Raw genomic sequence first — 13,847 nt, 5'->3', positions numbered from 1 at the left:
TGTGCCGGACGCAGGTCCGCGTCCCATTAAACCTGTTCGCCGCGCCCGATGGCGCGTATCCTGCCGTCTGGCGCACGCGGCCTGCATCGACCGCGCGACATGCCTAGCGGACTTTCAACAATTCCGGTTTCACCTTCTGCCCCGGCGTCAGGAAGGCGCCGGCGGAGGTGACGATGCTTTCCGCGCCGTCGATCCCGCTGGTCACGGCGACCCCGGCATCGGACACCTGGCCCACCGTCACGTTGCGGCGCTCAACCTGGTTCTTGGCGTTGACGATATAGACATAGCTGCCCTTGGGATCGCTCTGCACCGCCGATTCGGGGAGTAATGGCGCGCTGCCCGATCCGCTGGTGATGGTGGCGGCGGCAAAACCGCCGGGGCGGATCGCGGGATTATAGGGGACGGCGATGCGCGCAATGCCCTGCCGCGTCTGGGGGTCGACCACGGGCGACACCTGCCAGATGCGGCCGGCGAACTGCTCGCTATGGCCGATCGGCGTCACCATGGCGCTATTGCCCGGACGCAGCGTCGCCAGGTCGCCCTCGGCCACCTGGGCCTGCAATTCCATCTCGCCATCCTTGGCCAGGCGGAACAGCACGCCGCCGCCCGCCTGGACGATCTGGCCCGGTTCGACCGCGCGGGTCAGGACCAGGCCGGATGCGGGCGCGCGAATGTCCAGCCGCCCGGTGCGGGCGCGCTGTTCGGCAAGCTGCGCGGCGGCCACGCTGACGCGGGCTGCGGCTGCGTCGCGTGTCGCGGTGCGCTGATCGATATCGGCGGCGCTGATGAAGCCGCGGCCGACCAGCGCCTTCGCGCGGTCGAGCTGGGCCTGGGCGAGCTTGGCGTCGGCGCGGGCGACGTCCACCTGGGCGGCGAGCGATCGCACCTGTTCGACCTGGACCGAGCGTTCGATGATCGCCAGCGGCTGGCCAGCGCGCACCCAGTCGCCCGGCTGCACCAGCACGCGGCTCACCATGCCGCCTTCGCCCACGACGCCGACCGGCATGTCGATCCGCGCGGCCAGCGATCCGGTGGCCGTCACAGTGCGGGCGACGACCGACTGGCCGGGCCGGATGACGGTGACGACCGGCACTTGGGCGGCAGGCGCGGCGGGGGTGGCCGCCGTGTCGCCACGCATCGATATCCAGGCGGCTGCGGCGACCAGCACCACGGCCGCGCCGCCGCCGATCAGCAACAGGCGTTTGCGCCGACGGCGCGCCTCATAATCGTCGATGACGACCATCGAGTCGCCCACCAGCTGGGTTTCGTAATTCATGCCGCTTCTCGTCTCTCCGGCGCATCGCCATGTCGGCAACTGTGTTATATGAATATAGCACCGCTCTCAACCCCCAATATCATGGTTCAAAGGGGGACGGCAAAGCGATATTGCGGGACGGGTGGAGGGTGGAGTGCGGTGCGCCGTTCGTCTATACAGATGGAAACATATGGACTCGCCCATGCCCCGGTCGTGGCGCAGCGGCGTTGCCATGCGGAGAGGAGCGCGCCGTGGATTTGCTGGGGTGGATCGTCATCGGCCTGCTGGCCGGCGCATTGGCCAAACTCATCATGCCCGGTCGTGACCCGGGCGGGTGTATCGTGACCATATTGCTGGGCATAGCCGGGGCGTTGCTGGCCGGCTTTGTCGGTCGGCTGGCGGGCGTCTATGCGCCCGGCGAGCGCGCCGGTTTCATCGCCGCCATATTGGGCGCGGTCGCCGTGCTGGCGCTGTACCGCTTTTTCGCGGCGCGGCGCTGAACCCCACATAAAAGCGAACCCCGGACGAAAAAAAGGGACCGCGCCATGGCGCGGTCCCTTTTGTGTGTCTGCGGGATGGGCGTTTAGCGCACCGAACCTCGACGAACCAGATTGACGATCGCGAGCAGAATGATCGCGCCGACCAGCGACACCAGGAAGCTGTAAAGCGTCAGGCCCGCATTGTTGATCGAGCCGCCGCTAAAGATCAGGCCGCCGATGAACGCGCCGACGATACCAACCACGATGTTCAGCAGGATGCCCTGCTGCGCGTCGGTCCGCATCACCATGCTGGCGAGCCAGCCAATGACGCCGCCGACGATAAGCCACAAGATAATGCCCATGTTACTCTCCTTGACCACGCCCCCAGCGGGTTGGGTGCTGTCTCAACGGAGAAGAAGGCGTCCCGTTCCATGGGGTAAAAAATGATTCCGGGCTGGAAACTATCTTGGCTTTGCGCCGTTTTGCGCGCCCTCGCGTCGGTTGCCCGGTGGGGCAAGCAAAAGGGCCGCCGGATCGGCATCCGGCGGCCCTTTTTCGTTCATGGGCAGGCGACCTGACGGCCGGTCAGTATTTTTGCTGCCGTTCGTAAAGCGATTTATAATATTGGATGCGGGTCACGCGCAGACCGTGCATGCCAGAGCGATCGACCGCCCGCTGCCAGCTCGCAAATTCCTCCAGCGTCAGATTATAACGCGCGCACGCCTCATCGACGCTCAGCAATCCGCCATTCACGGCAGCGACGACCTCCGCCTTGCGCCGTACCACCCAGCGTGTGGTGTCGGCCGGCGGCAGGCTGTCGAGGGTAAGGGGTTCCCCCAATGGCCCGACGACCTGAGCCGGCTTGATTTTCTGGTTCTCGATCATTCTAACCCTCAAAGTGCGGCACTGGCGTTACCGAATTCAGTCGTGAAACCCTTATCTGCATCAGCCCTGAAGAACGGCTAAAGCGCCACGGTAAACACGGCCTTCATCATTTCTGCCCCCTGGCTAAACGGCTCGCGATCAACGGGTGGAAACTTCCCGCGAGACGCACGGCTTCGATCTTGCCGCCGGAACGTGGCGCGAAAAGGCCCGCCAGTTCCTGGACCCAGTCTTCGCTTCCGCCCTGCCCCCGCAGGACGCCCGCCACCGCCTGCGCGGTCGGACTGGCCGCCTGCGCCGCCGCTGTCGCAGCCCGCAGGAATGGCCAGGCCGGCACGCGCGGCCGACTGAAGGGTCTGGGGGAGCCAGGCTTTAACCCGCCACCCCGAAGGAAACTCAGATCCATGACCCCTGTGTAGCGGGCAATGAATAAGGGTCGGTAAACTCGACACCGCATTCCTGACTCGTCCGAGCCGCCTTTCGCGTCGATCCGTCCCGATTATGGGCAAAGCGCCGCTACCTTTTGTTAACTTTTGCGCGCCGGGCGATGCTGCACTATATGCGCGCCATGCAGCCTCAGTTTCAGCTTCCCCAGCCGCTCAGTGCGCGGCGCATCGTCGTCGCCATGTCGGGCGGCGTGGACTCCAGCGTCGTCGCCGCGCTCGCGGCCAAAACCGGTGCGGAAGTGATCGGCGTCACGCTCCAGCTTTACGATCATGGCGCGGCGGTGGGTCGCACCGGCAGCTGCTGCGCGGGGCAGGACATACGCGATGCGCGCGCGGTCGCCGACCGCATCGGCATCGCGCACTATGTCTTTGATTATGAAACCGCCTTTCGCGATTCGGTGATCGCCGACTTCGCCGACGAATATATGGCCGGGCGCACGCCGATCCCCTGCGTGAAGTGCAATATGGGGGTGAAGTTCACCGACCTGTTCCAGATCGCCCGCGACCTGGGTGCCGACTGCCTCGCCACCGGCCATTATGTGCAGCGGGTCGAGGGCGATCAAGGCGCGGAACTGCACCGCGCCGCCGATCCGGCGCGCGACCAGAGCTATTTCCTCTTCGCCACGACTCAGGCGCAGCTCGACTATCTGCGTTTTCCGCTGGGCGGGTTGCCCAAGCCGCAGGTGCGCGAGATTGCCGCCGAATTGGGTCTTTCGGTCGCGCTCAAGCCCGACAGCCAGGACATCTGCTTCGTGCCCGACGGCGACTATGCCAAGATTGTGCGCAAGCTGCGCCCCGACGCGGACGAAGGCGGCGACATCGTCCATATCGACGGCCGGGTGCTGGGCCGGCACAAGGGCATGATCCACTTCACCGTCGGCCAGCGCAAGGGGCTGGACATTGGCGGGCAGCCCGACCCGTTCTATGTCGTGCGGCTGGATGCAGCGGCCAAGCGCGTGATCGTGGGGCCACGCGCGGCGCTCGCGGTGTCGGGCGCGGTGCTGAGCGACATCAACTGGCTGGGCGGCGATTTTACCGGACCGCTGACCGCGAAGGTGCGATCGATGGCCAAGCCTGTGCCCGCAAGGCTGGACGGCGATCGTCTGCTGTTCGACGCGCCCGAATATGGCGTCGCACCGGGACAGGCTGCGGTTCTCTACGCAGGCGAGCGCATCCTGGGCGGCGGCTGGATCGCCAGCACCCAGGCGGCGATGGCGGAAGCAGCCCTCTAGGCATGTCACTATACGCTCGCTCCTGGCTGTTTAGCGGCTGGGTGCTGCTGGTGTTCTTCACCTTTCCCTTGTGGTCGGCTCCTATAGAGCAGACTGTCGGCCCCGATGGGTTCTGGCTTATCGCCGCATTCTGGCTGGGCCATGCTTTCGTTCCGATGTTCCTGCTCAAATGTCCCGACTGCGGGTTATCGCCTTTTATCAGCAGCAAAAAGTTCATGGCTTGGCAGACCGTTTGGCCGCGAAGGATTTGCGGGCATTGCGGTCACGACCACGGGAATGCCCACGTGGACCGGTAGATGGCCGTAATGCCCCCCCAAACCTTGCCCTTTCGCGCCCCCGCGCGTAAGGCCCGCGCGTCATGACTCGCCCGCTCACCTTCGCCATCCCCAAGGGCCGCATCCTCGATGAAGCGCTGCCCCTGCTTGCCAAAGCCGGTATCGCGCCGGAGGCGGAATTTCATGACAAGAAAAGCCGCGCGCTGCGCTTCGCCACGAACCGCCCCGACGTGTCGATCATCCGCGTGCGCGCCTTCGACGTCGCCACCTTCGTCGCCCATGGCGCGGCGCAGATCGGCATCGTCGGCTCCGACGTGGTGGAGGAGTTCAGCTATTCTGAACTCTACGCGCCGGTCGATCTCGACATCGGCCATTGCCGCCTGTCGGTCGCCGAGCCGGTCGATGCGGGGGACGAGGATCAGGCCGCGATGAGCCATGTCCGCGTCGCGACCAAATATCCGCACCTCACCCGCCGCTATTATGAAGCGCGCGGGTTGCAGGCCGAATGTGTGAAATTGAACGGCGCGATGGAACTGGCCCCCTCGCTCGGCCTGTCGCGCCGGATCGTTGATCTCGTGTCATCGGGCGCGACGCTCAAAGCAAATGGCCTCATTGAAACCGACATCATCATGCAGATCAGCGCCCGCCTGATCGTCAACCGCGCCGCCTACAAGATGCGCTCGGCCGAACTCTCGCCGCTGGTGGAGGCGTTCCGCGCCGCTGTGGGGATGAAGGATGCCGCGTGATATAATGCCACCTGCTCCTGCGCAGGCGGGAGCCCAGTCGATACGCCGTCCTTTGACGCAAGGTATAGCGCGATGACCTTCCGCCTTTCCACCACCGACGCCGATTTCGCGGCCGCCTTCACCACGCTGGTCAACGACCGCCGTGAAGCGGACGAAGACGTCTCGCGCGATGTCACCGCGATCCTCAAAGCCGTGCGCGCCGGTGGCGACGCGGCGCTGGCCGACTATACCCAGCGTTTCGATCGCCATGACCTCAACATCAGCGGTTGGTCGGTAACGGTAGCGGAAACCCGCGCCGCGCTCGACGGCATCTCGACCGAACTGCGCGACGCGCTCGAACTCGCCGCCGCGCGCATCACCGCCTATCACGAAAAGCAGCGCCCGCAGGACAGCGACGGCGTGGACAGCGCGGGCGTTCGCCTCGGCGCGCGTTGGAGCGCGGTGGACGCCGCCGGCCTCTATGTGCCGGGCGGCCGCGCCGCCTATCCCAGCTCGCTGCTGATGAACGTCATCCCCGCCAAGGTTGCGGGCGTCCGCCGCATCGCCATGGTGACGCCAACGCCGGGGGGCGAGATCAACCCGCTCGTCCTGGCCGCCGCGCAGATTGCGGGGATCGAGGAGATATGGCGGGTCGGCGGTGCGCAGGCCGTCGCCGCGCTCGCCTATGGCACTGACCGGATCGCACCGGTGGACGTCATCACCGGTCCCGGCAACGCCTGGGTCGCCGAAGCCAAGCGGCAGCTTTACGGCGTGGTCGGCATCGACATGGTCGCCGGCCCGTCCGAGATCGTCGTCGTCGCCGATGGCCGGAACGACCCGGAATGGACCGCCGCTGACCTGCTCAGCCAGTCGGAACATGACCCGACCAGCCAGTCGATCCTCTTCACCGACGATGCGGCCTTTGCCGATGCGGTCGCGCAAGCGGTCGATCGCCAGATCCCGACGCTGTCCACCAGCGCGGTCGCCCGCACCAGCTGGGACGCCAATGGCGCGATCATCCTGGTCCGTGACCTGGACGAGGCCATGCCGCTGGTCGATCGGCTCGCGCCCGAACATCTCGAACTCGCGGTGGACGACCCCGACCGCTATTTCGCGCAGGTGCGCCATGCGGGGTCCGTGTTCCTCGGCCGGATGACGCCCGAAGCCGTCGGCGATTATGTCGCCGGGCCGAATCACGTCCTGCCGACCGGCCGCCGCGCCCGCTTCTCGTCGGGCCTGTCGGTGCTCGATTTCATGAAGCGCACCAGTTTCCTCAGCCTCGACGCCGCGGCGATCGGCGCGATCGGCCCCGCCGCCGTCGCGCTGGCGCGGGCGGAAGGCTTGCCCGCCCACGCAGCGTCCGTGGCGCTAAGGTTGAAATAGGCACCGTTCGCCCTGAGCCTGTCGAAGGGCCATATTTTTCTTTAAGACGGGCAGGGCTTCGACAAGCTCAGCCCGAACGGCTATTGGATTATCGATGAACGACCGCTCCAAATCTCGCTCCGCCGCGCGCCTCGCCGCGGTCCAGGCGCTGTATCAGCTCGAAATGGAGGGCACGCCCGTCCATGTTCTGCTGCATGAGTTCCACCAGCATCGGCTGGGCGCCACGATCGAGGATGTGACCTACGCCCCGGCGGAGGAGTCGTTCTTCGACGATGTCGTGACCGGCGTGGACAAGCGCCGCGACGAGATTGACGCGCTGATCGCCGCCCGCCTGTCGAGCGGTTGGAGCCTCGACCGGCTCGACAAGCCGATGCGCCAGATCCTGCGCGCGGGCACCTATGAACTGCTCGCCCGCGCCGACATCGGCACCGGCACCGTCATCAGCGAATATGTCGATGTCGCCCACGCCTTCTACGACAAGCGTGAATCCGGCTTCGTCAATGGCCTGCTCGACGGCGTGTCGAAGGATGTGCGGAAGTAAGCATCAAATTTTCCGTTCGGGCTGAGCCTGTCGAAGCCCTGCACTTTCTTTATAGAAGCATGGCCCTTCGACAAGCTCAGGGCGAACGGAGGATGGGAATGTGAGCCAGGAATCCCGTTTCCTCACCCTGCTGCGCCTGCTGGCGAACGATCCCGCGGCGCAGGGGCTGGCTGATGATGTCGCGGTCCTTCCCGTCGGCGACACCCGGCTGATCCTGACCAGCGACACGATGGTCGAGGGCGTCCATTATCTTCCCAACGATCCGCCGCCAGATATCGGCTGGAAACTGGCGGCGGTGAACCTGTCCGATCTGGCCGCCAAGGGCGCAAAGCCGGTCGGCTGCCTGCTCAACTATGCCCTATCGGGCGAGGATGCGTGGGACGAAGCCTTTATCGCTGGTCTGGGCGAGGCGCTCGACCGCTACGCCATGCCGCTGCTGGGTGGGGACACGGTCAAGATGCCCACGGGGGCCGCCCGCAGCTACAGCCTGACCGCGATCGGCGAAGCGACCGGCGCGGTCCCTATCCGCAGCGGGGCGCGGCCGGGCGACCGACTCTACGTCAGCGGCCCGGTCGGCGATGCCGGTATCGGCCTCGCGCTCGCCAGGACCGATCCGGCGGCGACCGGCCCGCTGGTGGAGGCCTATCGCCGCCCGCGCCCGCGCCTGGCCGAAGGCGCGCTGCTCGCCCCCCATGTCAGCGCGATGATGGATGTGTCGGACGGCCTACTGATCGACGCATTACGCATGGGCCAGGCCAGCGGCGTCGCGATCGTCATCGACCATATTCCGCTGTCCCCGGCGCTGGAACGGGTGCGCGGCGCCAGCACCGCGGTCCAGATCGCGGCGGCGCGGGCGGGTGACGATTATGAGCTGCTTTTTGCCCTGCCGCGCGGCATGACGCCGCCGATGCGCGCCATTCCCATCGGCTATGTAGCGGAAGGATCTGGCCTGACGCTGATGATAGACGGCGCCGTCATGCCGCTGCCCGATTCGCTGGGCTGGGAACATGGCTAAGCCCTAGCCGCCGCCCAGTACATTGATGGTGAAGGCTAGTATGCCAAGGTTGAACAGGAAAGCGGCCAGGCACTGGAACAACACCGTGCGACGCATTGCGGTCGCCGTCACGGACACGTCAGACGTCTGGAAGGTCATGCCCAGCGTGAAGGCGAAATAGAGGAAATCCCAATAGCCCGGCTCATCCTCGTCCGGGAAATCCAGGCCACCCCTATCCTTACCGGCCCGGTCCTTCCCGCTCTTGTCGGGCAGATAGAAGATATGGGCATAATGCATCGCATAGACGAGGTTGGAAAACAGCCATGCGATCAGCAATGTCGCCAGCAACAGGGCAATCATCGCCCCGTGCGGCCCGCCATGCTGGCTGATCGCCACCCCCACCGCGACCAGGATCACCAGACTGACGATCGCCGTCAGCAGCAGCATCAACTCGCGATTGGCGTCGTTGGCGGCCGCCTTGCGCCGCATCGATGCGGCATCGGCGTCGATCAGCGGCACGACCGAGATCATGAAGGCGATGGCGGCGATATCGAACCCCGCCATCACCGCCTGATGCCAGGGCATCCACAGCACCAGCGGTGCGACCAACGCCAGCAGCGCCAGAAACATGCCGTATCGCCACGGGAAGACGGGAGCGGAGCGCATGCCGCGCATCAAAGGCGTAGTCTCGCCATCTGGCAAGCGCTTATAACACGCCTGCGATCAGCCCCAGCGCCTGCGCCTCGTTCGCCTCCAGATACCAGTTTTCCGGCGCTCGCTCCAACAGCTGCTCCATGGTCACCTGCGACCCCAGGATCAGGTTCGCAAAGCCCTCATTCTGGATCGCGATCGAGGATTCGATCTCGTTCAGCGTCGCCTTCAGCGTCGCGATGCAGGTGGAAAGCGGCCCGGCGAGATGGATATTCTTGGTGATGATCCGCTCGTGGATCATCAGCCGCGTGCCGCGCGTCAGATAGCGATTCTCCGCCGCGAAGAAGCTCATGAAGGTCGCACCGGCCGAATAAACCGCGGTGCGGCCCATGAACACCAGCCGCCGGTCGGGATAGAGTTCGGAATGGAACCGGATATCCTCGCCCATCAACCGGGCGATCTCCGGGTCGCCGCCCAAGGTGGAGATTTCCACCACCACCAGTCCCTGCTGCGGCGCGGTGGACAGGCAGTTTTTGAAATGCAGATACATGCCATGGTCGACCACGCCCGACAGCATGATCGCTGGAAATTCGAAATCCTTGGGGGAAAGTATCGGGGCGGTCATCAGCATCAGGAAGTCCTTGAGAGGGAAAGTCGCGCAGCACTACGCATGGGGCGGCAAAAGGTGCCGCGCTTTTGACTGGCGCGCGGCGCGACAGGCTGTAAAGAACAGATCATGACCAAAGGGCGGGACGCCGAAGGGCAGGGCAGATGATCGCGAAACTCAAGGGCTTGCTGGACAGTACCGGCATCGATCACGCCATCATCGACGTGGGCGGGGTCGGCTATCTGGTCGGCGCTTCGTCGCGCACGCTCGCGGCGTTGGGGTCGGTCGGCGAAGCGGTGACGATCCACACCGAAATGCTGGTCGCGGCGGATTCGATCCGCCTGGTCGGCTTCGCCCGTGCCGAGGAACGCGACTGGTATCGGCTGCTCACCCATGTCCAGGGCGTGGGTTCGCGCGTCGCGCTGGCGATCCTCTCCGCGCTGGAGCCGTTGGAACTGCACCGCGCCGTGGCGATGGGCGACAAGGCGATGATCGCGCGGGCCAACGGTGTCGGTCCGAAACTCGCCCAGCGCATCGTCAACGAATTGAAGGACAAGATCGGCACCGCCCCTGCCGGCGGCCCGATCGGCGTGGGCGGTGTGGTGGCGCTCCCGACCGGCAGCTTCGCCGCCGACGCCTTGTCCGCGCTCCAGAATCTGGGCTTCAAGCCGCATGAAGCCAGCGTCGCCGTCGCGGCCGCCGAAGAGGAACTGGGCGACAATGCCAGCCTCGACGCGCTGGTCAGGCTGGCGTTGCGGAAGGCGGCGAAGTGATGGGCACATTGGCTTGCGACAGCAAAAGGCTTATGATCTGACCATGGCCAATCTGAACATTTCCATGCCGCCGGCGCTTGCACAATGGGTCGATACCCGGCTCGCTCAAGGTCGATATGCGGATGCAGCGGACTATGTTCGCGACTTAATCCGGCGCGATCAAGAAGCGGCGGATGATGACACGCATTGGGTGCGCGGGAAGATTCTGGAAGGGTTTGCCTCCGGCGTGATCGATGCAGAACCCGAAGATGTCTTGAGAGAGATCATGGCGCGACTGCCGGATGCCTAAGATCAGGCTGACGGTCGCCGCGCAACAGGATCTCATCGCCATTCAGGATCGGGGACTTGATATATTCGGCCTGGATGCGGTTCGGTTACATATGCAAGGCTTTGAACATATTTTCACGCTCCTTCGCGCTCATCCGGCAGCAGGTGAAGCCAGACCCGATTATGGGGACGGCATCCGCGTGTTTTCGCATCGGCCACATCGCGTGCTGTATCATGTTGGCGAAACTGAAATCTTGATCGTGCGCGTCATTCATTCCGCGATGGATGCTATAGCCGCCTTGGGACATACGAATTGACCGACGACGATCGCCTCCTCACCCCCGCGCGGCGTCCCGAAGATGTCGATGCTGCGTTGCGTCCGAAATCGCTCGACGAATTTATCGGCCAGAAAGCCGCGCGCGAAAATCTGCGCATCTTCATCCAGGCGGCGAAATCGCGCGGCGATGCCCTCGACCATGTGCTCTTCTTCGGCCCACCGGGCCTGGGCAAGACCACGCTGGCGCAGATCGTCGCCAAGGAAATGGGCGTGGGTTTCCGCGCCACGTCCGGGCCGGTCATCGCCAAGTCGGGCGACCTGGCCGCCTTGCTCACCAATCTGGACGAGGGCGACGTCCTGTTCGTGGACGAAATCCACAGGCTTAGTCCGGCGGTCGAGGAAGTTCTCTATCCCGCGATGGAGGACCGCGCGCTCGACCTGATGATCGGGGAGGGGCCGTCGGCCCGCTCCGTGCGCATCGACCTGCCGCGCTTCACCCTGGTCGGCGCGACCACGCGGCAGGGGCTGCTCACCACGCCGCTGCGCGACCGCTTCGGCATTCCGGTGCGGCTGCAATTCTACACGGTGGACGAACTGGAACTGGTCGTACGCCGCGCCGCGCGGCTGCTGGACCTCGCCATCACCCCCGATGGCGCGGTCGAGATCGCCCGCCGATCGCGCGGCACGCCGCGCATCGCCGGGCGGTTGCTGCGCCGGGTCCGCGATTTCGCCAATGTCGCGGGCGTGGCTGCCGTCGACGCGAAGATCGCCGACGCCTCGCTCATGCGGCTGGAGGTCGATCATCTCGGCCTCGACCTGATGGACCGGCGTTACCTCATGATGATCGCCGACATTTATCGCGGCGGGCCGGTGGGCGTCGAAACGCTGGCCGCCGGCCTTTCCGAGGCGCGCGACACGATCGAGGAAGTGGTCGAACCCTATCTGATCCAGTTGGGCCTTATCGCCCGCACCGCGCGCGGCCGCTGCCTCAACGGGCCGGGCTGGAAGCATCTCGGCCTCAATCCGCCGCAGGATGTGCAGAACGGGCTTTTCGACTGAAAAGTCCGTCAAAGTCCTTGGCCGTTACGGCAGGGCGACGCTATAGCCTTGCCAAGAGCATTTCCGAGCCGGGCGCTTCGCCGGGCGCCTTGGGAAATGCGGCGAACAAAGACATTCAGGCGCGCATCAGACGCGCCGGAAACCGCAGGAGTCGAGCCTTGAGGGCCATCGAGAAATTTCCCAACCTCGTCACCATGTTCTTCGCCCGCGCGGCGGAAAAGGGCGACGCGCCTTTCCTGTGGCGCAAGAGCGGCGGGGCATGGCACAGCCAGAGCTGGGCGGAGGTCGCGCAGCAGGTCGCGTCGCTTGCCGCCGCGCTCAAGGCGCAGGGATTGAAACCCGGCGACCCGGTGATGCTGGTCAGCGAAAACCGGCCCGAATTCTGCATCGCCGACCTCGCCATCATGGCGGCGGGCTGCATCACCGTGCCGACCTACACCACCAATACGACGCGCGATCACCAGCATATATTGACCGACAGTGGCGCGCGCGCGGTCATCGTCTCGACCGCGAAACTGGCGCAGGCGTTGATGCCCGCCGTGGTGCGCTCGCAGGCCAGCTTCATCATCGGCATGGAGCCGCTGCGTGGCGCACAGGGGACATGTGCCTGCCATCTGTGGAGCGACCTGATCGCGGCGCATCCGGCCGACGTGGACGTCACCGCCGCCGCCCAGAGCGCGACCCGCAACGACCAGGCCTGCATCATCTACACCAGCGGCACTGGCGGCGCCCCGCGCGGCGTGATGCAGCATCATGGCGCGATCCTTGCCAATGCGGAGGGCGCGGGCGCGATCGTGGCGGAGGATTTCGGCTGGGGCGAGGAGATATTCCTCTCCTTCCTGCCGCTGTCCCACGCCTATGAACATAGCGGCGGGCAATTCCTGCCGATGCTGCTGGGCGGGCAGATCTACTACGCCGAAGGGCTGGAGAAGCTCGCCTCCAATATCGAGGAAGCGCGCCCGACCATCATGGTCGTCGTCCCCCGGCTGTTCGAAGTGCTGCGCACCCGCATCATCAAGTCGATCGAGAAACAAGGCAAATTCCCGACCTATCTGTTGGGCCAGGCGTTGCGCATCGCGTCCAGGGAGCAGGGGGGCAAGACATCGGTGCTCGACCTGCCGATGAAGCTGGTGCTTTCGCGCACCCTCATCCCCAAGATTCGCGCCCGTTTTGGCGGTCGGCTCAAGGCGCTGGTGTCGGGCGGCGCGCCACTCAATCCTGAGGTCGGCCTGTTCTTCGATGCGATGGGCCTGACCCTGCTGCAGGGCTATGGCCAGACCGAAGCCGGCCCGGTCGTCAGTTGCAACCGCCCGCGCGCCGGCATCGCGATGGACACGGTCGGCCCGCCGCTCGACGGCGTGGAAGTGCGGATCGCCGAGGATGGCGAAATATTGGTGCGCGGCGAACTGGTCATGCACGGCTATTGGCGCAACCCGGCGGAAACCGAAAAGGCGCTCCAGGGCGGCTGGCTGCATACCGGCGACATTGGCGAGTTCGACGCCAAAGGCCGCATCCGCATCACCGACCGCAAAAAGGATTTGATCGTCAACGACAAGGGCGACAACGTCTCGCCGCAGAAGGTCGAAGGGATGCTGACGCTCCAGAGCGAGATCGGCCAGGCGATGGTCCATGGCGACCGGCGACCCTATCTGGTCGGCCTGATCGTGCCTGACGCCGAATGGACCCGCGAATGGGCGGCGGCGCAGGGCGTGGCGGTCGAAGGCGTGGAGACGAACCCTGCCTATATGGCGGTGCTGCGCGCGGCGGTGGACCGGGTGAATGACGATCTGTCGGTGCTGGAGCGCGTCCGTCGCTTCATCCTTGCCGACGAAGCCTTCGCCATCGAGAATGAGGAAATGACGCCGTCGATGAAGATCAGGCGCCATGTGATCCGCAAGCGTTATGCCGATCGGCTGGACGCGCTGTATAAGGGGTGAAGGATCAGGCGGCGCGGCGCGGATTTTTTAAAACGCCGTGTTCCTGCGAAGGCGCCGACGAATG

Annotated in this window: 17 protein-coding genes; 11 read left to right on the top strand and 6 right to left on the bottom strand. The window is 65.3% G+C overall.

The window, feature by feature from the left end; translation table 11 throughout:
• Positions 1–103: 103 nt before the first annotated feature.
• The gene (locus tag CEQ44_RS20740) at positions 104–1,276 is read right to left on the bottom strand and encodes an efflux RND transporter periplasmic adaptor subunit (protein ID WP_088182366.1); all 1,173 of its coding nucleotides are present in this window, start codon (positions 1,274–1,276) and stop codon (positions 104–106) included.
• A gap of 230 nt (positions 1,277–1,506) precedes the next feature.
• Here CEQ44_RS20740 and CEQ44_RS20735 point away from each other — a divergent pair, with 230 nt between their 5' ends.
• A complete protein-coding gene (locus CEQ44_RS20735) occupies positions 1,507–1,755 on the top strand; it encodes a GlsB/YeaQ/YmgE family stress response membrane protein (protein WP_088182365.1) in 249 nt (82 codons plus the stop codon).
• Positions 1,756–1,838: 83 nt separating this feature from the next.
• Here CEQ44_RS20735 and CEQ44_RS20730 read toward each other — a convergent pair whose 3' ends face one another.
• The 3 genes from CEQ44_RS20730 to CEQ44_RS20720 form a co-directional block, all read right to left on the bottom strand.
• Positions 1,839–2,096: a GlsB/YeaQ/YmgE family stress response membrane protein gene (locus tag CEQ44_RS20730; RefSeq protein ID WP_088182423.1), complete on the bottom strand. Its 258-nt coding sequence runs from the start codon at positions 2,094–2,096 to the stop codon at positions 1,839–1,841.
• Positions 2,097–2,319: 223 nt separating this feature from the next.
• Entirely contained in the window at positions 2,320–2,619 is a 300-nt protein-coding gene (locus CEQ44_RS20725; protein ID WP_066606838.1) for a DUF1153 domain-containing protein, read from the bottom strand.
• A gap of 106 nt (positions 2,620–2,725) precedes the next feature.
• Positions 2,726–3,022: a hypothetical protein gene (locus tag CEQ44_RS20720; protein ID WP_088182364.1), complete on the bottom strand. Its 297-nt coding sequence runs from the start codon at positions 3,020–3,022 to the stop codon at positions 2,726–2,728.
• A 162-nt stretch (positions 3,023–3,184) separates the two neighbouring features.
• On the opposite strand from CEQ44_RS20720, the gene mnmA reads away from it, so the two are divergent.
• The 5 genes from mnmA to thiL all read left to right on the top strand — a co-directional run bounded on the left by mnmA (position 3,185) and on the right by thiL (position 8,233).
• The gene (gene mnmA, locus CEQ44_RS20715) at positions 3,185–4,294 is read left to right on the top strand and encodes a tRNA 2-thiouridine(34) synthase MnmA (protein WP_088182422.1); all 1,110 of its coding nucleotides are present in this window, start codon (positions 3,185–3,187) and stop codon (positions 4,292–4,294) included.
• A 358-nt stretch (positions 4,295–4,652) separates the two neighbouring features.
• The gene (hisG, locus tag CEQ44_RS20705) at positions 4,653–5,315 is read left to right on the top strand and encodes an ATP phosphoribosyltransferase (protein WP_088182362.1); all 663 of its coding nucleotides are present in this window, start codon (positions 4,653–4,655) and stop codon (positions 5,313–5,315) included.
• Between the two features lie 72 nt (positions 5,316–5,387).
• A complete protein-coding gene (gene hisD, locus CEQ44_RS20700) occupies positions 5,388–6,677 on the top strand; it encodes a histidinol dehydrogenase (protein ID WP_088182361.1) in 1,290 nt (429 codons plus the stop codon).
• Positions 6,678–6,771: 94 nt separating this feature from the next.
• On the top strand, positions 6,772–7,218 hold the full coding sequence (gene nusB, locus CEQ44_RS20695; RefSeq protein ID WP_088182360.1) for a transcription antitermination factor NusB: 447 nt from the start codon (positions 6,772–6,774) through the stop codon (positions 7,216–7,218).
• A 100-nt stretch (positions 7,219–7,318) separates the two neighbouring features.
• Positions 7,319–8,233, top strand: coding sequence for a thiamine-phosphate kinase (gene thiL / locus CEQ44_RS20690; protein ID WP_088182359.1), 915 nt, complete (start codon positions 7,319–7,321; stop codon positions 8,231–8,233).
• Between the two features lie 3 nt (positions 8,234–8,236).
• Here thiL and CEQ44_RS20685 read toward each other — a convergent pair whose 3' ends face one another.
• Both CEQ44_RS20685 and CEQ44_RS20680 read right to left on the bottom strand, forming a co-directional pair.
• Positions 8,237–8,878: a DUF1345 domain-containing protein gene (locus CEQ44_RS20685; RefSeq protein WP_088182421.1), complete on the bottom strand. Its 642-nt coding sequence runs from the start codon at positions 8,876–8,878 to the stop codon at positions 8,237–8,239.
• 40 nt (positions 8,879–8,918) lie between these two features.
• Entirely contained in the window at positions 8,919–9,494 is a 576-nt protein-coding gene (locus CEQ44_RS20680; protein WP_088182358.1) for a peptidase S14, read from the bottom strand.
• A gap of 140 nt (positions 9,495–9,634) precedes the next feature.
• Between CEQ44_RS20680 and ruvA the strand changes: the two genes are divergently transcribed.
• The 5 genes from ruvA to CEQ44_RS20655 all read left to right on the top strand — a co-directional run bounded on the left by ruvA (position 9,635) and on the right by CEQ44_RS20655 (position 13,783).
• Positions 9,635–10,243 carry a Holliday junction branch migration protein RuvA gene (gene ruvA, locus CEQ44_RS20675; RefSeq protein WP_088182357.1) on the top strand — a complete coding sequence of 203 codons (609 nt, stop codon included), beginning with the start codon at positions 9,635–9,637 and terminating at the stop codon, positions 10,241–10,243.
• Between the two features lie 43 nt (positions 10,244–10,286).
• Positions 10,287–10,532, top strand: coding sequence for a type II toxin-antitoxin system ParD family antitoxin (locus tag CEQ44_RS20670; RefSeq protein WP_088190881.1), 246 nt, complete (start codon positions 10,287–10,289; stop codon positions 10,530–10,532).
• The gene (locus CEQ44_RS20665; RefSeq protein WP_088182355.1) at positions 10,525–10,827 is read left to right on the top strand and encodes a type II toxin-antitoxin system RelE/ParE family toxin; all 303 of its coding nucleotides are present in this window, start codon (positions 10,525–10,527) and stop codon (positions 10,825–10,827) included. The genes CEQ44_RS20670 and CEQ44_RS20665 overlap by 8 nt, the downstream gene beginning before the upstream one ends.
• Positions 10,824–11,846 carry a Holliday junction branch migration DNA helicase RuvB gene (gene ruvB, locus CEQ44_RS20660; RefSeq protein ID WP_088182354.1) on the top strand — a complete coding sequence of 341 codons (1,023 nt, stop codon included), beginning with the start codon at positions 10,824–10,826 and terminating at the stop codon, positions 11,844–11,846. Before CEQ44_RS20665 ends, ruvB begins: the two co-directional genes overlap by 4 nt.
• A gap of 194 nt (positions 11,847–12,040) precedes the next feature.
• Complete coding sequence (locus tag CEQ44_RS20655) at positions 12,041–13,783, top strand: long-chain fatty acid--CoA ligase (protein WP_088182353.1); 1,743 nt, start codon at positions 12,041–12,043, stop codon at positions 13,781–13,783.
• The last annotated feature ends 64 nt before the right edge of the window (positions 13,784–13,847 follow it).

Source organism: Sphingobium sp. Z007, assembly GCF_900013425.1.
GTDB lineage: Bacteria > Pseudomonadota > Alphaproteobacteria > Sphingomonadales > Sphingomonadaceae > Sphingobium.
This window is presented reverse-complemented; position numbering and strand designations above follow the sequence as displayed.

Bases quoted from the DNA above. Each gene is read 5' to 3' on its own strand.
- CEQ44_RS20740 (WP_088182366.1), bottom strand. From the start codon at position 1,276: ATGAATTACGAAACCCAGCTGGTGGGCGACTCGATGGTCGTCATCGAC.
- CEQ44_RS20730 (WP_088182423.1), bottom strand. From the start codon at position 2,096: ATGGGCATTATCTTGTGGCTTATCGTCGGCGGCGTCATTGGCTGGCTC.
- CEQ44_RS20725 (WP_066606838.1), bottom strand. From the start codon at position 2,619: ATGATCGAGAACCAGAAAATCAAGCCGGCTCAGGTCGTCGGGCCATTG.
- CEQ44_RS20720 (WP_088182364.1), bottom strand. From the start codon at position 3,022: ATGGATCTGAGTTTCCTTCGGGGTGGCGGGTTAAAGCCTGGCTCCCCC.
- mnmA (WP_088182422.1), top strand. From the start codon at position 3,185: ATGCAGCCTCAGTTTCAGCTTCCCCAGCCGCTCAGTGCGCGGCGCATC.
- hisG (WP_088182362.1), top strand. From the start codon at position 4,653: ATGACTCGCCCGCTCACCTTCGCCATCCCCAAGGGCCGCATCCTCGAT.
- hisD (WP_088182361.1), top strand. From the start codon at position 5,388: ATGACCTTCCGCCTTTCCACCACCGACGCCGATTTCGCGGCCGCCTTC.
- nusB (WP_088182360.1), top strand. From the start codon at position 6,772: ATGAACGACCGCTCCAAATCTCGCTCCGCCGCGCGCCTCGCCGCGGTC.
- CEQ44_RS20685 (WP_088182421.1), bottom strand. From the start codon at position 8,878: ATGCGCTCCGCTCCCGTCTTCCCGTGGCGATACGGCATGTTTCTGGCG.
- CEQ44_RS20680 (WP_088182358.1), bottom strand. From the start codon at position 9,494: ATGCTGATGACCGCCCCGATACTTTCCCCCAAGGATTTCGAATTTCCA.
- ruvA (WP_088182357.1), top strand. From the start codon at position 9,635: ATGATCGCGAAACTCAAGGGCTTGCTGGACAGTACCGGCATCGATCAC.
- CEQ44_RS20670 (WP_088190881.1), top strand. From the start codon at position 10,287: ATGGCCAATCTGAACATTTCCATGCCGCCGGCGCTTGCACAATGGGTC.
- CEQ44_RS20665 (WP_088182355.1), top strand. From the start codon at position 10,525: ATGCCTAAGATCAGGCTGACGGTCGCCGCGCAACAGGATCTCATCGCC.
- CEQ44_RS20655 (WP_088182353.1), top strand. From the start codon at position 12,041: ATGTTCTTCGCCCGCGCGGCGGAAAAGGGCGACGCGCCTTTCCTGTGG.